Consider the following 26,958-nt stretch of genomic DNA (forward strand, 5'->3'; position numbering starts at 1 on the left):
GTACAAATTTTTTCTTAGTTAAATATATCGATACAATATATGGCCTTCAGAAAAGAGAACAATGTAAAGAGCATCTTCAATAAGATAACGATAAGTTTGGCTTCACCTGAAGCAATACTTGAACGTTCCAGCGGAGAAGTGCTTAAGCCTGAAACCATCAATTACCGTACATACAAGCCCGAACGCGATGGATTGTTTTGCGAAAGAATATTCGGACCGGTGAAAGATTGGGAATGTCATTGCGGCAAGTACAAAAGAATACGTTACAAAGGTATTGTTTGCGACCGCTGCGGTGTTGAAGTTACCGAAAAAAAAGTAAGAAGAGAAAGAATGGGGCATATACAGCTTACAGTTCCTGTGGCTCATATATGGTTTTTCCGTTCATTGCCGAATAAAATTGGCTATCTTCTGGGATTGCCTACTAAAAAGCTTGATACCATTATTTATTACGAAAGATATGTTGTGATAAATCCGGGTGTAAAACAGGTTGATGGTGTTAATTATCTTGATTTTCTTACAGAAGAAGAATATTTCAATATTCTGGAAACTCTTCCTAAAGAAAATCAAATGCTCGACGATGACGATCCAAATAAATTCATTGCAAAAATGGGTGCCGATGCGTTACATGATCTATTATCAAAATTGGATTTAGATCAGCTTTCATACGATTTGCGTCATAAAGCAAATAATGAAACATCACAGCAAAGAAAACAGGAAGCTTTAAAAAGATTGCAGGTTGTTGAATCTTTCCGCGATGGAAACAAACGCCTTGAAAACAGACCTGAGTGGATGATTGTTAAAGTAGTTCCAGTTATTCCGCCTGAACTTCGTCCTCTTGTTCCTCTTGATGGTGGTCGTTTTGCTACATCTGATTTAAATGATTTATACAGAAGAGTTATTATTCGTAATAACCGTTTAAAAAGATTAGTTGAAATTAAAGCTCCCGATGTTATCCTTCGCAACGAAAAGCGTATGTTACAGGAAGCTGTTGATTCATTATTCGATAATTCAAGAAAAGTAAATGCAGTAAAAACCGAATCGAACCGTGCTTTAAAATCATTAAGCGATAGTCTTAAAGGTAAACAGGGGCGTTTCCGTCAGAACTTACTTGGTAAACGTGTTGATTATTCTGCACGTTCGGTAATTGTTGTAGGTCCTGAACTTAAGCTGCACGAATGCGGTATTCCAAAAGACATGGCTTCTGAATTATTCAAGCCATTCATTATCCGCAAAATGTTGGAGAGAGGTATTGTAAAAACCGTTAAATCAGCAAAGAAAATAGTTGACCGCAAGGATCCTGTTGTTTGGGATATTCTTGAAAATGTTTTAAAAGGTCACCCTATATTACTGAACCGTGCGCCTACACTGCACCGTTTAGGTATCCAGGCTTTCCAGCCTAAATTGATCGAAGGTAAAGCTATTCAGTTACACCCGCTTGTTTGTACCGCATTCAACGCCGACTTCGACGGTGACCAGATGGCTGTTCACGTTCCACTTGGTCATGCTGCGATACTTGAAGCACAAATGCTGATGCTGGCTTCGCATAATATTCTGAACCCTGCTAACGGAGCGCCTATTGCTGTTCCTTCGCAGGATATGGTACTGGGTCTTTATTATATGACCAAAGGCCGCAAGAGCAATAATGATCATATTGTTCATGGTGAAGGAATGAAATTCTATTCTCCTGAAGAAGTTATTATCGCGTATAATGAGAAGAAAGTTGACCTTCATGCTTTTATTAAAGTAAGAACAGAAGATAAAGGCGAGATAAAAATAATTGAAACTACTGTTGGGCGCGTTCTTTTCAATCTTGTTGTTCCTAAAGAATATGGTTATATCAATGAACTTTTAACGAAGAAATCGTTAAGAGATATCATTGGTGACATATTGAAGAAGACAGGTATTAAAGCTACGGCAAAATTTCTTGATGATATTAAAGATCTTGGGTTTAAGATGGCATTCAAAGGTTGTTTATCATTTAAACTCAGCGATGTTGTAATTCCTGATGTAAAAGAACAATTCATTAAACAAGCCAATGGTGAAGTGGATGAAGTAATGAATAATTACGGAATGGGATTCATTACAAACAATGAGCGTTATAACCAGATTATTGATATCTGGACACATACCAATTCTAAGATTACTCAATCCCTGATGGATCGTTTATCGAAAGATCATAGTGGATTCAACCCTGTTTATATGATGCTTGATTCTGGTGCCCGTGGTTCCAAAGAACAGATTCGTCAGTTGTGCGGAATGAGAGGTTTGATGGCTAAGCCACAAAAATCAGGCGCTACAGGTGGTGAAATTATTGAGAATCCTATTATCTCTAACTTTAAAGAAGGCCTTTCTATTCTTGAGTACTTTATCTCAACACACGGTGCACGTAAAGGTCTTGCCGATACTGCTCTTAAAACAGCTGATGCCGGTTATTTAACACGTCGTTTGGTTGATGTGGCTCAGGATATTGTTATTAACGAGGAAGATTGCGGAACATTGCGCGGATTAACTACAAGCGCTTTGAAAAACAATGAAGAAGTTGTTGAAAGTTTATACGACAGAATTCTTGGTCGTACTACCTTACACGATATTTATCATCCATTCACCGGTAAACTGATTATAGCAGCCGGACAAGAACTTACAGAAGATGTATGTTCAGAAATTAAAGATTCTCCTATTGAATCAGTTGATATTCGTTCCGTGTTAACCTGTGAATCGAAACATGGCGTTTGTGCAAAATGTTACGGACGTAACCTGGCTACAGGTTATATGGTGCAGAAAGGCGAAGCCGTTGGAGTTATTGCAGCACAATCAATCGGTGAACCGGGAACACAGCTTACTCTTCGTACATTCCATGTCGGTGGTGTGGCTGGTGTTAATATTGCTTCTTCATCAAGCGTTGAAGCAAAATTCGATGGAATCGTTGAATTTGAAGAGTTACGTTATATTGAATATGAAGCATCAAAAAGCGAAAAAGGTAACGAACCTGAAAAATATGATATCGTTATAGGTCGTTCCGCTGAAATGAGGATTGTTGATAAGAATACAAAAATTATTCTTACCAATAGTCAGATTCCTTATGGCGCAAGATTATTCTTTAAAAACGGTGATGTTGTTAAAAAAGGCGATTTGATTTGCGACTGGGACCCATTCAATGCAGTTATACTTTCTGAACATTCAGGAAAAGCAGCATTTGAAAATATCATTGAAAATATGACATTCCATGTTGAATCGGATGAACAAACCGGTTACCATGAAAAAGTTATTATCGAAAGCCGCGATAAGAGCAGGAATCCTGCTATTAATATTGTTGATTCTACAAAAGAGATTATCAAGACATACGATTTACCTGTAGGAGCACATATCATTGTCAGCGATCACGATAAAATTAAAGCTGGAGATATACTTGTGAAAATCCCGAGAAATGTTGGGAAAGCAGGCGATATCACAGGCGGACTTCCACGTGTTACTGAATTATTTGAAGCACGTAATCCTTCTGACCCGGCTATTGTTTCCGAAATTGATGGTGTAGTTTCATTCTCTAAAAAAATTAAAAGAGGAAATCGTGAGGTTATCATCACATCGAAAACAGGAGAAGAAAAACGTTACCTGGTTCCATTATCAAAACAAATACTTGCACAGGAAAATGACTATATAAAAGCAGGTACTCCTTTATCTGATGGCGCTATTACACCTTCCGATATTCTGGCAATTAAAGGACCTACAAAGGTTCAGGAATATTTAGTGAACGAAGTACAGGAAGTTTATCGTTTACAGGGTGTGAAAATTAACGACAAGCATTTTGAAGTTATTGTTCGCCAGATGATGCGTAAGGTTGAAATTGTTGACCCAGGCGATACTAAATTCCTTGAAGGAGAAATTGTAAATAAAATTGATTTCTTTGAAGAAAACGATTGGATATTTGGGAAAAAAGTTGTTGTTGAAACCGGCGAATCACCAAACCTGAAACAAGGACAAATTATTACTGCACGTAAATTACGCGATGAAAATTCATTGCTGAAACGTAAAGATAAGAAACTTGTTGAAGCACGCGATGCTATTCCCGCAACATCCAGCCAGATATTACAGGGTATTACCAGGGCTTCATTGCAGACCAAGAGTTGGTTATCAGCTGCATCATTCCAGGAAACTACCAAGGTGCTTACTGAAGCTGCCGTTAGTGCAAAAGATGATGATTTGGCAGGCTTGAAAGAGAACGTTCTTGTAGGTCATTTAATTCCTGCCGGAACAGGATGCCGTGATTATGATAACATAGTTGTAGGTTCAATGGAAGAATATCAAAGCTTGTTAGCATCAAAGGAAGCAGTTGCTGAATAATAGTTTAGAATGCGAATCGTAAACCTGATCCGTCATGGCGGACTAAAATCTAAAATTGAAAATGGCAGACGAACAAAACGTAAATAACCAGGTGAACATCGAGCTACCCGAAGATGTAGCAGATGGAATATATTCAAACCTGGCAATAATCACGCATTCCAATTCTGAGTTTGTAATTGATTTCATAAAAATGCTTCCGGGAATTCCAAAAGCAAAAGTGAAATCACGTATTATTCTTACGCCTCAGCATGCAAAACGATTGCTTACTGCTTTAAAAGAAAATATTGCCAAATACGAAGCGGCACATGGCGCTATCAAAGTAACTGATATTACTTCATTTCCGATGAATTTCGGTGGTCCGTTACCTGAGGCATAAAAAGAAAAATTTCATATAGAATTATAAAAGCTGTTTCTGTTTAGGAACAGCTTTTTTTATTCGTTAACTTGTTTAAACTTGCCGTTAACTTATTCAATAGAACCCAAAACTGGCAGGGCAAACGCATCTAAATTAATACAAATACTATGAAGTTCAACTGTTTATAAAAATACATAATTCAAATATTTTTAATTTTTGATTAAATTTTTAAAAATGATTTCAGTGTTTTCAATGGTTGTAGAAGCTAAAATTTAGATGCGTTTGCCCTGCCAAAACTGGTTAGTAGTTTTATTTGATTTTTTTATAGGTTTATCTTTACTATGATAAAATTGATATAAAAAAATTATTATTATAAAATATCAGGGCGAACGCATTTTAATTTTTCAAGATTTTTAAAAGGAAATCATTATCCCAAGCAGCATCAAGTCTTTTGCCCCTTACACTACGTTTCTTTGATTTATCTTGTTTGACCAAAGTAAGAGCGACTCTATTGATAATTGAAAAGTTTTCAATAGCATTAACATTATGTTTCATGCTCCTATCCTCTCCAAAAGAAACATCTAAAACCCAATGCAAGGAATTTTCTATTCCCCAGTGTTTTCTTATAGCTTCTCCCATTTTTTTTGCGTCAGGTTGTAGGCTGCTTATATAAAATCTGGTCTCTGTTTCTATTTTACTATTGGATTTAATTGTTCTTTGCGCTTCTACTTTTATTATTGATTTCATATCCTTCCATTTTTGAGTACATGAGATATGTGAAAGATCAGTGTATACATAACATTTTCGCTGTTCAATCCGTCCATGCCCAAAATCATTTTCCTCAAATTGGTCAATCGGTTTTGTAAATCTGACAACATCTGGAATGCCTTCTTCTAATGTACCCTGATTACCTTTAACGGCCAATATATAATCAGCTCCTTTCCTCTTAATTTTTTCTGCTATTTCTGTCTGGCATCCCATTGCATCTATTGTAACAATGCAGCCGTTGAGTTCAAGAACTTCCAAAAGTTTTGGTATTGCTGTTATCTCGTTTGATTTTTCATCCGTTTTTACCTGGCCCAATAGCATATGATTGTTGCTTGACCAGGCACTAACCATGTGTACAAAGGATTTAGAACCCTTATTTCTGGAACCTCTTATGGTTTTACCGTCGATACTGACAATTTCTCCTTCTGTTATTTTTGCTATTGACTTTACCCAATTTATAAATGCTTCTTCAAGCTGTTTGGGATCCAATAAACTAAAGAGCCTATTAAATGTATCGTGAGAAGGAATGCCGTTGGGCAATTTCAAAAACTTTCGTAACCATGACTCTTTCGCTATTCCATAGTTCTCTATATCATTCCATGTCTCAGAACCACATATCACTGCTGCTATCGTGATGAAAATTATGTCCTCTAATAGATGTTCCTTACACCTTTCTATTCGGGGATCTTTTATTTCTGTAAAAAAATTAATTGGTGCTTCCATTTTTTCCTGAAAGCAACTAATTTTTTTATTCCATACGACAAATTAATATGGGTAGTTTTCAATATCGCCCTGTTTGTAATTATAATGCGTTCGCCCTGAGGACACTCGTCTTGCCCTTGACATTTTCGGAAATACGGCTACCTTTGCTTCTCGGAAGATGAAGGACGATTTAAACGAAAATGTTCTAAACTCTTTTAAAAAAAATGTCCAACTTATAGGGGGTTAAGACACTTTTTCAATAAGTACGACTATTTTCAATACGGTACATACAATTATTATGGTTATAGTAATCCTTATTCGCTATGGTAACAGGTTTAAAATTGTTTATATTGAGTTTTGGAGTGCTTTTTTATTCTTGTGCTGGTATTGTTCCCATAAGAGTTAAAAAGAATTTTACACTTTGCTATGACTCAAATGCTAATAATAACCATTCAAAAATTCAAATGAATGGTTATTATATGTTTATTAATAATTATCGATACACATACGATTATAATGGAAAATTAACCGATACAGTTCCCTGTAATCCTACTTATCATAGAATAATATTTTTTAAGGATGGTATAGTTGTTAAAGGACAATTTGGAGGGTTAAAATGTGCCAATTGTGATACTGAAACAACAAATCAGTTTTTAAAAATGGTATCGCAGAACAAACAACCTGAAACATCTGTTTTCTATGGATATAATTGGGGCGTATATAAAGTTATTGGTGATACAATAAAAATGCAAACTGTAAATTCTCAAACATGGCCTAATCCATATTGGTACTTATTTGAGAATTGGTATTTAATAAATAATGATAGTTCCCTATCTCCAATTTATAGTAAGAATTTGATTGATGACAAAGAAATAAGAGGAGATGCTGAAATACCTAAAACATATAAATTTATTGAAACCAATTTACAGTTACCATCGGATACCTGGTTAAAAAAGGAGAAATGGTTTTGGTGTAATAAAGAAGATTGGAAAATATATATAAAAAATAAAAATAAATAACTTTGTGAAAATATATGATTTAGAACTTTTAAAAAAATGTATTAAACCTAAAAAAAATGATTAAAAGACTTGGAATAAAATATAATATTTGGCTAATCCTGATATTTATAAGTATTCAATCTTCCTCACAAAACATATTCACAAAAAAAGGTATATGGGAAATAATCCTTGGTATGTATTTAGTGCAAATTATCTTGAATGTCAAAATAGAATATTAAATTATAATCCTTAAAAACAAATGAAAATAAAATTAAATTTTTATATAAAAAAAAAGCTAGGTTTACTTATAATATTCATAGCTTTAATATTTAATTTAAAAGCCCAAGATAGTACAAATATTTTTATTAAAATTAACGCCCCTGCAAAAATTAAAAAAAGTGGTATAGTAAAAGTAGAGTTATTTTTAAATAATAATAGCGATAGTACAATTTGTTTAATGAAACAAAAAATCATTCAGACAAATTTATATAGCTTGAACCTAGATAAAAACTTATCAAAATGGCAATTGATATTAATGAAAGATGATTCTATCTTAGAATGTTCTTATTCGCTTGGATTTTATGATGAAGTTCAAAATAAAAATTGGAAATATTTTAATAAGGAAGAATCATTTTGTGTAAATGCTCATTCAACATATGTTTTTAAATCTTACCTCTATATATTTCCCATAAAAAGATTTATTCGAAATGAAAAGTATAAGGTAAAAATCTATTATCCGTCAAAAGCAATTAGTTACCCTAATAAAAATATATTTATTTCAAATAATGATATTGAAACTTCAACTTATTTTGAGTTTATTTATACAGGAAAATAAATCACTATTACAAAGGTCAAGCATATTTTTAAAAAATTACAAAAGTGTTCATCAATTAGTAATTTATTTATGATTAATGTAAAGAATAAACATTTAATAATGTTATTGTGCCTTGTATTTTTATACTTTACAATTTATTCGCAAAACATATATACAAAAAAAGGTATATGGGAAATTAATGGTGGGTACGATATAAATGTTCCTAAAGTTTCGAATTATAATTATATTCAATTTATTGGAACAGATCCATCATATGCTCCATATAATAGCTATATTGATGTAAACGTGAAACCGATTACTGTTAAAACTCCTTATATTAACTTATGCGGGAATTTTCTTATACATAATTTCAATGACAAAAATATATTCCGTTTAGGGATCGGGGCCTTCTATTATCAAAGAAATTACCAGTTTACATATTCTGGTAAAGATATAACAAGATATACGGTATATTTCCCTTCAATACCAGATTCAGCAATTCATATAGGAAAAGAAGCTTACAACATGAATAATTTTGGAATAAATTTTTCTTTTATTCATTATTATAAATTAGCTAAGATTGGTTTTCTATTTAATAAATTAGAAGTAAATTTTGCAAATCCGTATATCTACCATCATAAATTTAGTGATACTTCTCGTTATGTAAACGGAAAAGTTAGTATAACAAATTTTTATGGGTACAAAGGTATTCATACAATGATTGGGTTCCCTTTACCTACCATGACATTAAATTATTATTTAGGGTTTAGTTTTATCCTATTTCCAAATCTTTCTATTACTCCAAATATTGGGATGCTATTGTTAAGAAAAGATTTTGATAATAAAAGACATATACATTATTGGGATCAAGATTTGTTTAATGAAGGAACATACCAGATTAATAAACATTATCTTTTTATGAGGGGAGGTATTACTTTGAATTTTACATTTAATTAACCCTTCTTTAATAAAATGGTTCAAATCAAGACTGCTATATGAACGTAGATAAATTGATTATTCTATTAGAAATAATAATAAACCTCATGGTGTGGGTATGCTTTCTTCATTAACTTCTTCGAATGGTTATGCCGAAAATTATACATACAACGATCTCAGCCTTATATCAAAGAAAATTACAACCATTGATGGTACTTCATATTCGCAGGATTATACCTACGATAATTTAAGCCGTCTGCAAAATTATTCATACCCTTACAATAGCTCTGCTGAATTTTCGTTACAATACCAATACAACACTATAAGCGGCGATTTGCAAAAAATTATTAATACCAATACCTCTGATGTGATTTGGGAATGTTCGACAGTGAATGCGCTTGGACAGATTAGTTATTACAAAACCTCAAACGGTATTATTAGAACAGATAAAATATATGATCCGGTTAATCATTTGTTAACGGGTATAAGTTCAAGTACCGGAGGTATGGTTAATTACAAGCAGTTACTGGAATACACGTACAATAGCAAATTCCAAATGGAAACCCGTAGTGATAATATAAATAATATTACCGAAACATTCACTTACGATAAAAATCGCTTAAGCTCATCATTAGTTACAGGGCAGTCTATAGTTGAAACAACATTTGAAGATGCGACCGGTAATATTGAATATAAAACCAATTTGGGCGACTATGATTACGAGCTTGCGCAACCTCATGCAGTAAATAAAATAACACCGCATACAGGCGAAAATACTATTGTTTCGACTGATCCACAAGTAATAAATTACACTTCGTTCAATAAAGTAAACGATATTACCGAAGGCGATTATTACATGGACTTTGTATATGGCGCCGACCATCAGCGTATAAAAACCGAACTAAAAAACAGTTCGGGCAATTCGTTAATAAAACAAAAATATTTTATTGATAATTTAGAAATAGAGAAAAATGCGGATAACTTGTATCGGAAATTATTTTACATTTACGCTACCACAGGCATAGTGGGTATTTATGAAATGAAAAGCACAGGAATAAATAAAATGCACTACGTGTATACCGACCATTTGGGTTCCTATAATGTAATTACCGATGCAACTGGAAACGTTGAAGAACAATTAAGTTTTGATGCGTGGGGACGCAGGCGTAATGCAACCGACTGGAGTTACACTAATTTGCCAACTACATTTTTATTCGACCGTGGTTATACCGGGCACGAACATTTGGATGTATTTAATTTAATAAACATGAATGGACGTATGTACGACCCATTAGTTGGGCGTTTCCTTAGCCCCGATAATTATACACAAAGTGCTACCACGCAGGGCTTGAACCGCTACAGTTATTGCTTAAATAATCCATTAGCTTATACCGACCCAAGTGGGTATTTAGCTTATGGTGCAGGTTACAACACAGGACAAGATTTGGCAGCTATTAATCATCAGTTGCAAATGGAAAACTATGATTGGTTTAATGATTTAAAAGCTGCTGTTGTTAAAGGTGGCAATTCAATAAGTTTTACTTTTACAAATGTATCAGGTTATGGTGAAGGAGCTGATGGGTGGTATACATCTGCTGAAAAAGCTGCGAAAGCGATAACAGATTATGTGCTTAAAATTTCCCAAGCAAATGCTACTGCCTCGTTGAATGGGTGTGGTTTTATTAAATTCTCGGAGGATGGTGTATATATTACAAGAACTGGTGCTATTAAAACTTTAAAAGCTGAAGAAGGTGAAAACGCTAAATATTGTTCAACAGTAATAATTTATAACGGTAAAATACTATACTCGGGTTATTTAGTTGCAAGTGAAGCAGGTTATAATTTAGGAACAAGAGACAAATTACTAAATAGTCAATATAAATTGTTAGCTGATGATGAACATAAAATTGTTGCAGGTACTACAAATAAATGGCCTTCGTTTCTAATTGATGAAGGAAATCCAAATACAAATGATGATGATATTTTGTTGCATCCAGGTTATATGATAAATAATTTCTGGGGTTGCTGGGGATTTAGTGAAGATTTGCCTGCGATTGAAGTCAATGGACCTCATTATGATAAAATGCTAAGATTAAATTATAAGAACATGGAGAGTATAATTCTAAATCTGCAAAAAAATTATTATGATAAGGGCATCTCAATATATTTAAAATAAAAAATCAAAATCCATGTATTATGAAACTACAATATATTTATATTATATTCTTAATGTTTATTACAAATTGTAAAGCACAAGATACAATTAAAAAAAATAATTTTAACAACGGTTTAGCAAATTATAAACTAAAAAATTATAAACAGTCATTAATTGATTTTGATAAAGCAATTAATGCTGATTCAAATTATGCAGAAGCATATTATCAGAGAGGTTTGGTAAAAGAAAAGTTACAAATGAATTGCAAAGAAGCCTACACTGATTATACTAAAGCAATATGTCTAGGAATAAATAAAGCAGAAGTATATTGTGCAAGAGCCTTTTCAATGAATTGTGATGCTTATATTGACAGTAAATATAATAAATACATATTTGACGATATTGAAAAAGCTTTATATTTGGATAGTACATATGCAGGGGCATATGCTACAAGAGCAATCTTTCGAATTTATCGTTATTATGATTCTACAAAAGTATTTTCTGATCCTATCCCCGATTCCATTTATAAAATGGCAATTAATGATTATGATAAGGCTATAAAATATGATACTATAAATACATATTATTATGTTAATAGAGGTTTGTACAAAATACATATTAAAGAAATCGAAAATGCTTGTGAAGATTTTAAAAAAGCAGCAGAAATGGGGGGGGATTACGAAAAACAATATTATGATATTTATTGTATAAAACAGAATGGTATAAAAGAAAATAAATAATTATTTTCTTTATGAGCCTGTTTAAAATTTTATAAAATATTTTACTATCAGTAACTTATAAAATTACATTTATATTATAATTAAAGAACTTGTTTTCTTATAAAGCCCATTATTTCTGTATTTTGATTTTTATAAAAATAGTATACATAAAATTAATGAATGAAATTTAAACAGGCTCTATACTTGAAAAATGAAATTGAACTTGGATAAAATGATGAAACATTTTTAAAGATATATAAAAATTTATGTAAATAAAATGCACTACGTGTATACCGACCATCTGGGTTCGTATAATGTAATTATCAATGCAGCAGGAAATGTTGAAGAGCAATTAAATTTTGATGCATGCTTGCCCGTCCGTAATGAAATGAAGGCGGGGGGACGCAGGCGTAATGCAACCGACTGGAGTTACACTAATTTGCCAACTACATTTTTATTCGACCGTGGTTATACCGGGCACGAACATTTGGATGTATTTAATTTAATAAACATGAATGGACGTATGTACGACCCATTAGTTGGGCGTTTCCTTAGCCCCGATAATTATACACAAAGTGCTACCACGCAGGGCTTGAACCGCTACAGTTATTGCTTAAATAATCCATTAGCTTATACCGACCCAAGTGGGTATTTAGCTTATGGTGCAGGTATAACAGCCTTAAATGGGGGTAATTATGATGATGTGTTTGGCGGCATGGTTTCAGGTGCTGTTATGGGTGGGTTCTCAGGTGCTGCCGCAGGTGGTGTGAATGCTGCTTTTGGAGATTTTAGAGGTGTTGCGGGTGGTGGTTTGAAAAATGCATTGTATGAAGTTGGTTTTTCTTCAATTAAAGGAGGAGCATCTGGACTTGCTGCAGGTGGAGTAATGGCTGCAATGAATAGAGATGCCTCTTATTTATGGAAAGGAGCTGCTTATGGCGCAGCATTTGGCGCAGGGATGGCAGGAATGAGAATTGCAACAATGGGACCTACATTTATTCCAGACCCTGAAATATACTGCGATTTAGAGGATTATGGGCAAGTATATAGAAGCGGTTCTATATTCACTCCTAGAGGTGCTGGTATTACTTTAGGTCGAAATGTTGTGGTTAAATTAACAGGAAATACTGATTATGACAGGTATTTGCTTCATCATGAGACAGGGCACATTATTGACATCAATAAAATGGGGGCTTATGGATTTTATAGAAGAACGTTGTCGGAATACAGACAATATAGTTTAAAATATGTTTATGATACACCTGGTACATTAGAGTGGTCTGCGGAGTCACATGCATTTCAAAGACTTGGTTATATTTATAATTCATTTGGTAAAATTCAATATACATGGTAGCACAAAAAAAATATTTATCTAGGTATATAAAACTGTATTTGGTTTTGGCTTTGCTTATTCTGTTCATTTATTCTTGTGATTGCATACAACATGTTCAAGGTGTAATTATAGATTCATCGACAAAGGTTCCCGTTGATAGCTCAAGTATTACAAGATATTATAAAGGTGACACAGTGAATATTCACAATGGATGTTTGTATACTGATATAAACGGACGATTTGAATTTACAACAATGGCAGGCGGTTTATTTGGATGTCCTCGAATTAGGTTATTGATAAAAAAAGAAGGCTATGAGGCTTTAATTAAAGAATATCGGTCTTGTTGTACAGATAATGACACGATATTACTGAAAAGGACAATAAAAAAATAAGAAAAGTTATTGATAATGCTAGTTCGCCATCGTGCAGAATGATAAAATAAATATTAATTACCTGAATAAAACAAAAGCCCCGAATCTTTTTCATTTCGGGGCTTTCAATAAAATATAGGGATAGTCCTTTAATAAAAAGGGGGATATTTTATTTAAAGAATTCCTGATAACTTGTATCGGAAATTATTTTACATTTACGCTACCACAGGCATAGTGGGTATTTATGAAATGAAAAGCACAGGAATAAATAAAATGCACTACGTGTATACCAATCATCTTGGTTCGTATAATGTATACAGAATCTTAGCAGATTTGAAAAGCAAAATGTGCTTAGATTCTGTTATGCCGATTTATCCCGACTTATCGCGGATAGTGAATTTATGCAACCGAACTTGTGAGCTCATGAATACCTTATCGGTATAATTACCGATGCAAGCGGAAATGTTGAAGAGCAATTAAGTTTTGATGCATGCTTGCCCGTCCGCAATGAAATGAAGGCGGGGGGACGCAGACGTAATGCAAGCGATTGGAGTTATACAAATGTTCCAACATCGTTTATATTTGACAGGGGATATACAGGGCATGAACATTTGGATAATTTTGCGTTAATAAATATGAATGGGCGACTTTATGATCCAGCGATAGGGCGAATGCTTTGAGTAAAAAAGAAAACAATTTTATACGCTAATAAGGGAATTCAGAATTGAGATTTAGAATCATGAAATATATTCAAGATAATTATCTTTGTTGATTACAATAAATTTTGAGTCGGGATAAGTTTGTTTCCATGCAGCAGGAGTTTTGCATTTTGAAGTATTGTATTTAATTTCAAATGCAAATAATTTTCCATCGCGTTCTTCAATAAGGTCAATTTCCTGCTGGTCGTATGTCCTCCAGAAAAAATAATTTGAATGAACTTTCGAAAATTTCTGAAATTTAATTCTTTCGCTTATAATATAATTCTCCCATAATTGCCCTGTATCATTTCTTAATTCAAGTGTATTGAAATTTGAAATTACAGCGTTACGAATACCATTATACCAGAAATAATATTTTGAATTTTTTACAATTTCTTTTCTTAAATTTTTACTGAACCCGTTTAATTTAAAAATGATAAAAGTTTTTTCAAGCAGGTCTATGTAGCGTTCAACAGTATTACGGCTTAATGATACTTTTTGCCCTATTTCAGAATACGAGACTTCGCTACCTGTTTGAAATGCAAGCAAACGAAGAATATTAAGTATTTTGTAAGAGTTTTTTATATTATCCAATTCCAAAATATCTTTCAGTAAATATGAGTTAATAAGACTGTTTAAATATTCCTGTTTTTCGGCAAAACTTTTTAATAAATATGTTTCAGGATAAATTCCATAGATTAACTTATGTTCAAAATTAGCTTTTGATTCTATAATATTTTCATGTTTTTTTAACTCACATTGTGCAAATGGAAAAAGATTAAAGTTAATATTTCTGCCTGTAAGCGGTAGCGGTTCACCTAATTTCTATGATATATCAAATACTGATGAGCCTGTTGCAATAATAGTGAGCCCCGGTATTTCGTCAATCATCAGTTTAAGAATATTTCCTATTGAATTTATTTTCTGCGCTTCATCAATTATTAATAATTTATTTTTCCCGATTATATTTCGATAATTAGCAATGCTTCTTTTTTCAAGTAATGATGATGTTGTATAATCATCGCCATTTAATAATAAATAGGGTGTTTTAATTTCTTTGAGGATTTGTTTGATGAAAAAAGTTTTCCCTGTGCGTCTTGCGCCAAGTAAAACCAATACTTTTCCCGATTTTATCTTTTTTAAAAACTCATGTTTTATATATCTTTGTATAATCATTTTGTGTTAATTTATTTAATTAGATGAACAAATTCACATTAATTCATTCAACAAAACAAATAATAATGCATATTTCAGAAGTCAGAATGCAGAATGGAATTGGAAGTTTAAAATCAACAGTTATTAATAACTACAAATGACGATGAATGACTATGAACTATAGTGAAGCGTATGATAAAAATATCTTTGCGCCCTTTGTGTAAATTCTTTGTGTTTCTTTGCGGTTAATGGATAAGCAGATAAGGGAATTTAATATGCAGTATTCAGTCAACAGTTGGCAAATTACAATGTATGACTCTGCACGGCAAGCTAATGACTATTAATAAATGTCTGACAAATTTCTCTGTGAACCTTCGTGGAATCTTCGTGTAGCTCTGTGTAAAAAAAAAGAAAACAAGTTTATTAGATAACAAGGAAATTCAAAAGTTGGAAATCAAATAGCAGTCTTCGGTCATCAGTTAGCAATATTCAATCATGACTACTAATGACAATGAATGACAGCGCAGCGTAATAACTATTTAACAACAAATGACAAATGAGGTATAAGGGTATAAGGTATAAGGTATAAGGGTATAAGGTATAAAGTATAAGGGTATAAAGTAACATCAAGCCCCATTACGGTTAATAATACCAAACGCCAAACATTGAACATCAAACATCAAACGTCGAACATCGAACATCGAACGTCAAACGTCAAACTTAAAAACCTTACTTCGTTTTATCAGGAAAATCGGGTATTCCCGGAAGGTCTTTGTAATTTTTTAAATCTTCCAGAATTTGTTTTATCGCAGCATTAAGCTGTTCATCTTCGCCGCTGTATTCTTTTGCAGGGTCGTTGTCCACTTCAATATCAGGCTCTACACCATGGCCTTCAATAACCCATCCTTTGCCTTCGCTGCTGTAATGCCCGAATTCAGGGCGAAGCAGGTAGCCGCCATCCATCAATGGCAATGTGCCGCGTATTCCGATAACACCGCCCCATGTGCGTTTGCCAATAAGTTTACCGATGCCAAGCTTTTTGAATTTGTATGGGAACAAGTCGCCGTCTGATGCAGAGTAATTGTCAATTAAGCAAACTTTTGGTCCATATAAAACTGCTTCCGGACTTTTTTCCGGTGTGGTATTTCTCGACATGCCCATTATTTGTACCTCGCGTATCAGGCGTTCAATAATCATTGGTGAAACATTTCCGCCACCATTTCCGCGGTCGTCGATGATTAATGCTTTCTTGTTTAACTGCGGATAAAAATGTTTTACAAATTCATTCAAACCATCAACGCCCATGTCGGGAATGTGGATGTAGCCTACTTTTCCATCAGTTGCTTTATTTACATTTTCAATATTTTCCTGTACCCAATTGTAGTAATACAAATCGGATTCATCAGAAACAGGAACAACAATTTCTTTATGACATCCTTGTGTAGTCGATATTTTATTAATAGTCAGTTCAACTTGTTTATTTGCAGTGTTTACAAAAAGTTCGTAAATATCTTTTACATTTTTAGTTGATTTGCCGTTCACTTCAATAATAAAATCTCCTTCGTCAACATTAACACCAACGGCTGTTAGCGGTGATTTAGTTTTTGCATCCCAATTTTCGCCTTTTAATATTTTATCTATTTTAAAATATCCGCTTTCTGTGTCTTTGGTAATTTTAGCGCCAAGCAAACCTGTTTTGATTTTTGTAACTTCAGGAATGTCGCCGCCACCGGTATATGCATGACCAATATTTAATTCGCCAATCATTTCGCCAATGATGTAAGTTAAGTCAGCACGATGATTAACATAGGATACAAGAGGTTCATATTTGTCGTGCATCTTCTTCCAGTTCACGCCATGCATATCGGGGTCGTAAAAGAAATCGCGCATTTGCCGCCAGCTTTCTTCAAATATTTCTTTCCATTCCGCTTTTTTATCAACCCAAATATTCATATCGGAAAGATTTACATTATCTTTAAGTTCTATGTTCGACTTAGGTAAATCAATGATGTAGAAGCTACCATCTTTACTGACCAGCATTTTCTTTTTATCGAAACTTACTTCATAATCGTTGCATTCAATAATTTTATTTTCTTTCTTTTCTTTAAGATCAAAATCTTTTAAAGCTGCTGATTCTTTATCAGAGCGTGCCATGTAATAAACCTGGTCGCCAATTACATTTATATTCCAGTAGGTGCCAGCATCAATGGTAAGAACAACAATGCGGTCTTTTATTCCGGTAGTATCAATACCTGTATCGGTTTTTGTTTCCGATGGTTTATCCTTGCTGGCAGTATTGACAGTCATTTCATTTTTAACAGCTACTTCATCATTTTCGGGTTTAAGAGGATTGGGGACAGATTTGTTAAGTGTTACAAAATAGATTTTACTCATATTGGAATAAGCGTAATTCCATTCAACAGCGCTGTATGTGGGATTGAAGTCCCTGTTTGATACAAAGTATAAATATTTTCCGTCGCTGCTGAACGAAGGAGAACCCGATTCGTACCATTCATCAGTAACTGCACATTTCGATTGCGAATCAACATTGTACAAATAAATTTTGCTCATCGTTGATTTTACTGGACGCGTGTATGCTATCCATTTCCCATCGGGCGACCAGGTGTAATCAGTGAATTCCCAATCTTTGTCATAGTCAATTTGTGAAACTTTTTTTGTTTCAATGTCGACATATTGGAGGCGAAGTTTTTTATCGGCCCACATAATTTTTTTACTATCGGGCGACCATGCAAGCGCGTATTTGTATGTATCGGCATTCTTGGTAATTTGAACCGCCTTACCTTCGCCATTCTGCGGAATGATAAAAATTTCATCTTCGCCGGTTGTATCAGAAATATAAGCGATATATTTTCCGTCGGGCGACCATGCAACATTACGTTCGTGAACACCTGATGTTTGTGTAAGGTCGCGTGTAATGCCTGATTTTGCTGGTACGGTGAAAATGTCACCACGTGCATCAAAAGAAACTCTTTTGCCATCGGGCGAAACAGATGATGAATTGATGAACTTGGCTGCATCTTTAAGTTCATTGCGTCCGGTAACCTGGTCATCAGCAATAATGATTTTTATTTTTTCAGTTTTCTGTGTTGTGATGTCGAAAACATAGATGTAGCCGCCATTTTCAAAGATGATGGCATTATCACCTAATGATGGGAATTTAATATCGTATTCAGTGAAGTTGGTTATTTTTTTGGTTTCTTTGCTTTTGATGTCGTAACAAAAAAGATTCATTGTTCTGTCGCGGTCGGAAATGAAATAAATTTTATCACCAACCCACATGGGCATTATATCCTGAGCTTCGTTGTTTGTAATGTTCTCGGTTTTTTTTGTGGCGAAATCGTAAATCCATATATCATCGGCCATTCCGCCTTTATAATATTTCCATGTTCTGAATTCACGGAATACGCGGTTGTATGCGAGTTTTGATTTATCGGAATTGTATGAACAAAATCCACCACAGGGTAATGGGAGTTCGGTAGACATTCCGCCGCTTACATTTGAAAGAAATAACTGTCCTTTGAAATCGTTGAACGATTGTTTACGTGAACGGTAAACTATTGTGGAATCATCGCGCCATGTCATCACAATGTTGTTGGGGCCCATACGGTCCGAAACTTCATCACGACCAAGAGTGGCGGTATATGTTAATCTTTTGGGAATGCCGCCTTCGGCAGGAATCGTATACACTTCAGTGTTTCCATCGTACTGACCGGTGAATGCAATTCGTTTTCCATCGGGTGAAAAGCGTGCAAACATTTCATATCCTACGTCGCTGGTTATTTTACGGGCAACACCTCCGTTTTTTTCAACGGTATATAAATCGCCTGCGTAGCTGAATACAATTTGATTTCCATGAATTGCCGGAAAGCGCATCAAACGGGCTTCCTGCTGTGCTGCTGAAGTTAATATTATAAAAGCAAATAGGCTGAAGAAAAATATTTTTTTCATTTTTTATAGTTTTTATGATGAGCAAATGTAAAAATTATATTGAACAAAATTATAGTATAACAATTAGTGAAACTTTCATTTCAATATCGTAATTATAAAATTAAATCAGGTATAAAGTTATAGAGAGAATGCAAATTTATACCGACAGAAAAAAGGTTTGCAAAAATATTTTTGTTTTCTGTACGGTATAACTAGTTCTAAACAGTTTTGCTTTTGCAAACCTGATAAGAACGAGTATATATTCACTGCTTTCCGTCGAATTATTTTTCGTACCTGTGACATTTTTTTAGCCTCTTTAGAAACAGCATATTTGTATAAAGTAAAATGATAACAACATATAAGTCCTGACCACATTGCTATCAGGCAGGTATAACTGAACATGGAGTATTTTGCTTTTACAAACTTGCCAGGATTCAGTTTATATTGAATAATTTTTTAATTTTGCAAATAAACTTTTTAAATGAATAACCATATTTTAAATTAATTACTCCCTATTTGATATGAATACTTTCAAGGAATATGGCAGCGTTTTTTAATTCATTAATACGAAACGTTAAATTCCTTTTCTAAAGAAAAAATAAATTTACTTTTTTATATAAACTTTTTTTATGAATTCAAAAGATTTAAAATTTAATTCCAAACTCATTCATGCAAGTCATTTTAATGACCAGTTTGGAAGTGCAACAGTTCCTATTTATCAGACTTCAACATTTGCATTTGAAAATGCTGAACATGGAGCAAAATGTTTTTCGGGCGAGTCAAAAGGTTTTATTTATACCCGCATTGGTAATCCAACTGTACGTTCGCTTGAACAAATGGTTGCTGAATTGGAAAATGGTTACGATGGAATTGCTACAAGCTCCGGAATGGGCGCTGTTACTACAATATACATGGCATTATTAGGACAGGGGATGCACATGGTAAGTACTGATGCAGTTTACGGCCCTTCGCGTGTGGTAATGGAAACCATGTTTGCAAAATTTGGAGTGGAGTCAACATATGTAAACACATCTAAAATTGAAAATGTAATAAAAGCAATAAAACCAAACACCAAGGTTTTATACCTCGAAAGTCCCGCCAATCCTACAATGGATATTACCGATATTAAAGAATGTTCGCGCATTGCTCATGAAAAAGGAATATTGGTTGTTGTAGATAATACCTTCTGTAGTCCTTATTTACAAAGACCACTGGATCTTGGCGCCGATGTTGTGTTTCACAGTATGACAAAATTTATCAACGGTCATGCCGATATTGTTGGAGGTATCATTGTTTCTAAAGCTGCTGAAGTATATAATCGTATTCGTTCAGCAATGATAAATATGGGCTGCTGTATTGACCCACACCAGGCTTATTTGGTGATACGAGGGTTGAAAACACTTGGTATTCGCATGGACCGTTCACAGGAAAATGCAATAAAAATTGCTGAGTACCTCGAGAAACATCCTAAAGTAGAATGGGTAAAATATCCCGGGTTGAAATCACACCCGCAATATAATCTTGTTGAAAAGCAGATGGCAGGTCCCGGTTCAATGATTAGTTTTGAACTTAAAGGCGGAGTTGAAGCAGGAAGAATTTTAATGGATAATGTAAAAGTTGCTATTCTTGCAGTTTCGCTTGGTGGTGTTGAAACATTGATACAGCATCCGGCATCGATGACTCATTCAAAAATGAGTAAGGAATCAAGGATACAATCCGGAATTACCGACGGGCTTGTAAGATATAGTGTTGGTATTGAAGATTTAAGCGACCTTATTAGTGACCTGGAACAAGCTTTGAATAAAATTTGATTTTGAAATTTTTAATGTTTGCTTATATTTGCATTATAATAATTTAATTATTTGTCAATTTATAAATAAGTTCGATCAATAAAATTGCAAGATATACGCGGAATTTATAAATTATAATTTTGCTTATTTACTGTTTAATTTTTTCTGGTTTAACAATATGAATCAGGCATTAATTAAGTTCTTTTCCGGTTTATTCCGGTAATAAATAAAGCTCTTTGTGAGTTATTTAATTTAGAAAACCAAAACTTTAATTAGTATTAATTTTTATTGTATGGAAAAAGATGACACTCAGAAATTGGATAATGAGAATTCGATCCAAAATGAAAATGTAAATGATTCATTTCAGGTTGAAACAAAAAATGAAAATGCAGATGTTGCAGTTTCTGAAAATAGTCCTGCCGAATTAGAGATTCAACCTGAAGAAACCGAAAAACTTATTAGCGATATAGAACAGCAGCATGAAGGTGTTGTTGTGAATAAGGATTATGACAATATGTCGAGAGAGCAGCTGGCTGTAGTTCTTGAAGATATCGTTAAAACGGATGATGTTAACACTATCAAAACAGATATTGCACTCATTAAGGTTTCTTTTTTGAAAAAAGAAAAAGAAAACACCGAAGTATTATTAAATAAATTTATTGGCGACGGTGGGAAAAAAGAAGATTTTTCTCATGTGCCCGATAGTTTTTCAGAACGCTTTAATGCTGCATTCGAAATATATAAAGATAAAAAAACGCGTCTGAACGAAGAACTGGAAAAACAAAAACAGGAAAACCTGAAAATTAAAATTCAGATTCTTGATGAGCTGAAACTTCTGGTTGAATCGGAAGAAGAACTTAAGAAAACATATGATGCATTTAAAACCCTTCAGGAACGCTGGAAAGAAATAGGTCTTGTTCCGAAAACTGAAATCAATAACCTGTGGCAGAATTACAATTATCTTGTAGAAAAATTTTTTGATAAGGTTAAAATCAACAAGGAACTTAAAGACCTTGACCTGAAAAAAAACCTGGAAGCAAAAATTGACCTGTGTGAAAAAACAGAAGAATTATTACTTGAAACGTCTGTTTTAAAATCGTTCAGGCAGCTACAGAAATATCATGAAATGTGGCGTGAGATAGGTCCCGTTCCTCAGGATAAGAAAGATGAAATATGGGAACGCTTTCGTAATACAACCGAAAAGCTCAATGAACGTCGCAGAGAATATTATTTAAAACTTAACGAAGAGCAGGAAAAAAATAAAGATACCAAAACCGCTCTTTGCGAAAAAGCGGAACAGGTTGCTGAAATAATTTGTGCTACAGCAAAGGAATGGCAGGAACAAACAACCATTCTTAATGATATGTTGCAATCATGGAAAACCATTGGCGCTGCAGCAAAGCAGGAAAATGATGATTTGTGGAAACGTTTTAAAACAGCTATTGATAATTTCTTTAATAATAAAAAGGAATTTTTTGGTAAGTTGAAAGATGAACAGATCAATAATTACAATCAGAAACTCAATCTTTGTTTACAAGCAGAAGCTGTGAAAATCAGTACCGAGTGGAAACGTGCTACCGACGACCTTATCCGGCTGCAACACGAATGGAAAAAAATAGGACCGGTTCCCAAAAAATATTCCGATAAAATATGGAAACGATTCAGGGCTGCATGTGATGAATTCTTTAATAATAAATCATCATACTATTCAAACATCGATGCTAAAGAAGAGGAAAACCTTAAATTAAAGAATGAGTTGTTGGAACAACTTAAGAATTATCAGTTTGGCGAAGATAATAATGAGAACCTTAAAATTATAAAAGACTTTCAGCGCAAGTGGATGGAAATTGGTCATGTTCCTGTTAAGTTTAAAAATGACCTTCACCGTGAATTCCGCGATGCTGTAGATGCACATCTTGATAAATTAAAGATTAGTACAGTAGAAAAAAATACGATTGGTTTTAAATCGAAATTTGAGAACATTGCTCATAATCCCGGCGCAAACCAGGTTATTTTTAAAGAAAAATCATTCATCATAAATAAAATAAATGCTTTGAAGAATGATATTAAAGTTTGGGAAAACAATATTGGGTTCTTTGCTAATTCAAAAAAAGCAAATGTTCTGAAAGAAGAATTTTTAAATAAAATTGAAAAAGCAAAAATGGATATAAAAGTACTTGAGGAAAAGTTGAAGTTTTTGAGGGAAGTGAAATAAGAGGAGTAGTAAGCCGTCTGCTGTGACGGAGTTCAAGTATTAGGAAATAAAAAAGCGTGAGGGCGCTGCGGCTTTGCCGCAGCGCCCTCACGCTTTTTGTAATATCAATTACGAAATCAAATTTCAAACATTTGTTTTATCTCGGAATAGTACATTCGTCCGCTTACAAGCTTGGTTTGGGCTTTATCGTTCATGATAAAAACAAACTTGCCCTTAAAATATTTATGTATTTCCTTAACATGATCGCGGTTTATCAATATCGATTTTGAAATCCTTAAAAAATCTTTTTGAAGTTTTTGTGAGAGATGTGATAACGTTTGGTCAGTAATAAACGTTTCGTTATTCTGGTTATAAAAATTCACATACTTTTCATTAGCTATAAAATAAATGATATCTTCAATTTTTACCGGGATGATTTTATTTCCTAATTTATGCGCAATGCTTGTAACTAAAGGCGTTTTCAGGTTTATTTGTTTGATGTTTTCGTAAAGTTCATTATTGTTTCCATTACTTATTTTTTCAATTTTCTGAATAGTAAGTTGAAGTCTTTCGCTTTCTACTGGCTTTAACAAATAATCAACAGAGTAGGTGTTGAATGCTTCAAGAGCATACTGGTCGTAAGCGGTACAAAAGATCACAAAAGGTTTGTGTTCCAGGTCAGCAAGCATGGTAAAAACATTTTTCCCCGGCATTTGTATGTCGAGGAAGATAATATCGGGTTTTTCTTTTTCAATTTTTTCAAATGCTTCATCACCATTCACTGCTTCCCCGCAAACATTAAACTGGTTTTGATAATCGTTCAGAAGGCGCATCATTCGTTGTCTTGCCGGTTTCTCATCATCAATGATTAAGGTTTTCCAAGGCTTTTTCATACTCGTTAAAATTATTTTGAAAGTGTAATTACTAATTTTTTTTCAGGCTGATTGATAAATCCGATCTCGAATGGTTTTTTATAAAGCAGTTTGAATTTCTCATAAGTATTCTGCAATCCGTATCCTGAGATAAGTCCACCGGGAAATTCCGGACCGTTGTCAAAAATTTCAATAACTACTTTTTGTTCTTTTTCAAATATTCTTATTTTGATAATCCCTTTTCCGGTAATCTTTGAAATGCCATGTTTTACTGCATTTTCGGTCAACGGTTGTAAAATGAATTTCGGGATTTTAAAATCATACAAATCGTTTTGCACTTCAATATGATATTCCAATTTATCTTCAAAACGGTTTTTCTCAACTTCAAGATAAATCTCGGTCATTTCAACTTCTTCTTTAATTGTGGAATAGTGATTATCTTCTTTGTTGATGTTGTACCGGAATAATTTCGAAAGTGATAATGCCATTTTTTCAGTTCTTGCGGCATCAATATACGCCAATGATGCCAATGAGTTTAGCGCATTGTAAAGAAAATGCGGGTTAATACGTGCCTGCAAAGCATTCAGGTCGGATTTGAATTTTAATTCTTTTTGTTTTGACAGTTCCAGTTCTTTTTCCTGCAATAGTCCTGAGATTTTATTTTTTTGAAAACGCTCGTAAATGCGGTATAATGTAATTAAAAATGGTACTATTAATATTTTCCAGTCAACTATTGAAAGATAAACAATCTCAGGTGCAAAAAATAAATACATAAACTGGTAGGCAAGCCAGATACAGAAGAATGAAAAAAATAAATTTAAAATAATAACAAGCCATTTAGTTTTAATTTTATTCAAAAATGTATCGAGAGCAAGAAATAATAACCCTATAATTATAAAAAACGGAATGAAGAATACTTCAAAAATGAGCAAAACTCCTGCTTCATGGAAATCACCATAAACAAATTTTCCGATAAGTAGAAGTAATATTGTAATTGTTGGTACCTGCGCAATTAGTGTAGCTTCGATAATTCTTCTTATTATTTTTGATTTTATTTTACCTACTCTGAAATTAAAACCGTAATAATTATATATTTCCGAAAAAATAAATAAAATGCAACCTGTTAAAAATAAAACGAAAAAGAATAACCCGCTTTTATCTTCATAATAAGTGTTGGGGGCGTCAATTATAATATTTTGTACTTCATATTCACCGCCTATAGAATAAAGAGTTTTAAGCAAGTATTTGTCGTATGAAGATAAACTGTCGCTATAATTAAAAATTGAACCAGCAACATTATTATTTTTAAATTCTCCAAGCAATCCTATGATATCTCTTTTAATAATTAACGGCCTGTTTTCTGTATCAATATCTGGGTTGATATACATTTTACATGCAGTATGAAAAGGGAAGAATATATTTTTTTCAACAAATTTATAACCTCCGTCGATTTCTTTAAATACATTTTTAATTAAACTTGAATCATAATCTCTTTTTATAGAATCAAATTTTAGTATTAGTGAAGGTTGATGATCAACAATTTTAACTTTTATGGTTTCTAATAAACTATTGAGTTCTGTAGCAAAATCAGTTATAACTTTAACATCTTCTTTGCTTGGATGACCTTCAATTTTAATTCTCAGATCATTTTTCATTAAATTCAAATCGTATGTATAAGGCTTGAATGAAACCGTTTTTCTAATGAATTCGTTGTTGTAGTTGTCAATTACTTTATATGTTTGAGAGGGGACAACCCGTAAAGTTCTATCAGGGTTTTGAACAACAATATTTTCAATATAAAATTTTTGCCCAACATCTAATTTTTGTAAATGTTTTAATATGTTTTGAGAAAATATGGAATCTTTTGACTCAACCTCATATAAATCGCCATGCTCATTAAAAGTAATTGTAAAAGAAACAATTTTAAAATTTGAAAATTTATTTTTTACTACAAATTTTTTAGATTTTATTAAAGAATTTATTTCAATAGCTCCATCCCATTTATTCTCATCTATATCTAAATATACTTTTGGTTCGGGAATTGGAAATATTTGTAGAGGAAAGCATACTTTTTCATTAATGCATAAAGTGCTATTACCTATTTTATTTGGTGTAATGTTAAACCATCCATTTTTTATAGGTTCAATTTTTCCATAATCGTATCCGAAAAAGTACATTTCTTTTGGGTCGTCAGCTTCGATTTTTATTGTTGACGTTATGGAATAATATAAATTACCGCCCAATATACTTACTTTATACCCTTTCCAATGGTATGATGTCCAAATTGTATCATTACTTGAAGCAAACGATAATTGTGTATTTATTAAGATGTAAAGGAATATTATATTAAAGATTTTAGATTTCATTGTTTTTAGATTTGATATTATTTAAATTTCAAGAAACAACAGTATTAATGCTAAATATGTATTTTCCTTAAAAGTTGAATTATTATTTATTATAGCCATCTGAATTTGATTTCGTATCTGGCTTTTGAATTACTTGTAAATTGAAACTAACTTTTTTATTAATCAAAAGAGTAGTAGAGCCTGTTTTTTTTGGTGTAATATAAAACCAACCGTTTTTTATAGGTTCAACAACACCATCTTCATATCCGAAAAAGTACATTTCTTTTGGGTCGTCAGCTTCAATTTTAATAATTGTTTTTATATTGTAATACAAGTTACCACCCATTACGCTAACTTTATAACCATCCGAATGATAAGATGTCCATGTAGTATCGTTATTTGATGCATTTGTTTTTATCAATAGTTCGTTAATTTTTTTATACGTTTTAACAAGCAATTTTACCAAG

General features: G+C 33.1%; 19 protein-coding genes. 12 read left to right on the top strand and 7 right to left on the bottom strand.

Annotated elements, in window-relative coordinates; translation table 11 throughout:
- Window positions 1-39 precede the first annotated feature (39 nt).
- A complete protein-coding gene (rpoC, locus tag PKK00_07445; GenBank protein ID HNW98225.1) occupies window positions 40-4,338 on the top strand; it encodes a DNA-directed RNA polymerase subunit beta' in 4,299 nt (1,432 codons plus the stop codon).
- A 61-nt stretch (window positions 4,339-4,399) separates the two neighbouring features.
- Window positions 4,400-4,714 carry a DUF3467 domain-containing protein gene (locus PKK00_07450; GenBank protein HNW98226.1) on the top strand — a complete coding sequence of 105 codons (315 nt, stop codon included), beginning with the start codon at window positions 4,400-4,402 and terminating at the stop codon, window positions 4,712-4,714.
- Window positions 4,715-5,089: 375 nt separating this feature from the next.
- On the opposite strand, the gene PKK00_07455 is transcribed toward PKK00_07450, so the two are convergent.
- Entirely contained in the window at window positions 5,090-6,184 is a 1,095-nt protein-coding gene (locus PKK00_07455; GenBank protein ID HNW98227.1) for an ISAs1 family transposase, read from the bottom strand.
- A 302-nt stretch (window positions 6,185-6,486) separates the two neighbouring features.
- On the opposite strand from PKK00_07455, the gene PKK00_07460 reads away from it, so the two are divergent.
- From PKK00_07460 to PKK00_07495, 8 genes are all read left to right on the top strand, one after another.
- Window positions 6,487-7,182 (top strand): hypothetical protein, encoded by a 696-nt coding sequence (locus tag PKK00_07460; GenBank protein ID HNW98228.1) that lies wholly within the window; start codon window positions 6,487-6,489, stop codon window positions 7,180-7,182.
- Window positions 7,183-7,420: 238 nt separating this feature from the next.
- Window positions 7,421-7,996 carry a hypothetical protein gene (locus PKK00_07465; GenBank protein ID HNW98229.1) on the top strand — a complete coding sequence of 192 codons (576 nt, stop codon included), beginning with the start codon at window positions 7,421-7,423 and terminating at the stop codon, window positions 7,994-7,996.
- Between the two features lie 69 nt (window positions 7,997-8,065).
- Complete coding sequence (locus PKK00_07470) at window positions 8,066-8,932, top strand: hypothetical protein (protein ID HNW98230.1); 867 nt, start codon at window positions 8,066-8,068, stop codon at window positions 8,930-8,932.
- A 97-nt stretch (window positions 8,933-9,029) separates the two neighbouring features.
- Window positions 9,030-11,087: an RHS repeat-associated core domain-containing protein gene (locus PKK00_07475; protein ID HNW98231.1), complete on the top strand. Its 2,058-nt coding sequence runs from the start codon at window positions 9,030-9,032 to the stop codon at window positions 11,085-11,087.
- Window positions 11,088-11,107: 20 nt separating this feature from the next.
- Entirely contained in the window at window positions 11,108-11,806 is a 699-nt protein-coding gene (locus tag PKK00_07480; protein ID HNW98232.1) for a hypothetical protein, read from the top strand.
- A gap of 256 nt (window positions 11,807-12,062) precedes the next feature.
- Window positions 12,063-13,139 carry an RHS repeat-associated core domain-containing protein gene (locus tag PKK00_07485; GenBank protein HNW98233.1) on the top strand — a complete coding sequence of 359 codons (1,077 nt, stop codon included), beginning with the start codon at window positions 12,063-12,065 and terminating at the stop codon, window positions 13,137-13,139.
- A complete protein-coding gene (locus PKK00_07490) occupies window positions 13,133-13,510 on the top strand; it encodes a hypothetical protein (protein HNW98234.1) in 378 nt (125 codons plus the stop codon). The genes PKK00_07485 and PKK00_07490 overlap by 7 nt, the downstream gene beginning before the upstream one ends.
- Window positions 13,511-14,001: 491 nt before the next feature.
- Entirely contained in the window at window positions 14,002-14,169 is a 168-nt protein-coding gene (locus tag PKK00_07495; GenBank protein HNW98235.1) for a hypothetical protein, read from the top strand.
- Window positions 14,170-14,226: 57 nt separating this feature from the next.
- Here the strand turns inward: PKK00_07495 and PKK00_07500 are convergent, their stop codons facing one another.
- From PKK00_07500 to PKK00_07510, 3 genes are all read right to left on the bottom strand, one after another.
- Window positions 14,227-14,787 carry a DUF4143 domain-containing protein gene (locus PKK00_07500; protein HNW98236.1) on the bottom strand — a complete coding sequence of 187 codons (561 nt, stop codon included), beginning with the start codon at window positions 14,785-14,787 and terminating at the stop codon, window positions 14,227-14,229.
- Between the two features lie 225 nt (window positions 14,788-15,012).
- Window positions 15,013-15,363 (bottom strand): AAA family ATPase, encoded by a 351-nt coding sequence (locus PKK00_07505; protein HNW98237.1) that lies wholly within the window; start codon window positions 15,361-15,363, stop codon window positions 15,013-15,015.
- 708 nt (window positions 15,364-16,071) lie between these two features.
- Window positions 16,072-19,311, bottom strand: a complete 3,240-nt coding sequence (locus PKK00_07510; protein HNW98238.1) for a PDZ domain-containing protein — start codon at window positions 19,309-19,311, stop codon at window positions 16,072-16,074.
- A gap of 608 nt (window positions 19,312-19,919) precedes the next feature.
- On the opposite strand from PKK00_07510, the gene PKK00_07515 reads away from it, so the two are divergent.
- Together PKK00_07515 and PKK00_07520 are read left to right on the top strand one after the other, a co-directional pair.
- Entirely contained in the window at window positions 19,920-21,101 is a 1,182-nt protein-coding gene (locus PKK00_07515; GenBank protein ID HNW98239.1) for an aminotransferase class I/II-fold pyridoxal phosphate-dependent enzyme, read from the top strand.
- 271 nt (window positions 21,102-21,372) lie between these two features.
- Complete coding sequence (locus PKK00_07520) at window positions 21,373-23,295, top strand: DUF349 domain-containing protein (protein ID HNW98240.1); 1,923 nt, start codon at window positions 21,373-21,375, stop codon at window positions 23,293-23,295.
- A 116-nt stretch (window positions 23,296-23,411) separates the two neighbouring features.
- On the opposite strand, the gene PKK00_07525 is transcribed toward PKK00_07520, so the two are convergent.
- The 3 genes from PKK00_07525 to PKK00_07535 form a co-directional block, all read right to left on the bottom strand.
- Complete coding sequence (locus tag PKK00_07525) at window positions 23,412-24,167, bottom strand: LytTR family DNA-binding domain-containing protein (protein HNW98241.1); 756 nt, start codon at window positions 24,165-24,167, stop codon at window positions 23,412-23,414.
- A gap of 11 nt (window positions 24,168-24,178) precedes the next feature.
- Complete coding sequence (locus PKK00_07530) at window positions 24,179-26,512, bottom strand: histidine kinase (protein ID HNW98242.1); 2,334 nt, start codon at window positions 26,510-26,512, stop codon at window positions 24,179-24,181.
- Window positions 26,513-26,594: 82 nt separating this feature from the next.
- Window positions 26,595-26,958, bottom strand: a 364-nt coding sequence (locus PKK00_07535; GenBank protein ID HNW98243.1) for a hypothetical protein, incomplete at its 5' end; no start/stop codon positions are given.

The sequence above is a fragment of the Bacteroidales bacterium genome (assembly GCA_035353855.1).
Taxonomy (GTDB): Bacteria; Bacteroidota; Bacteroidia; order Bacteroidales; family CG2-30-32-10; genus DAOQAK01.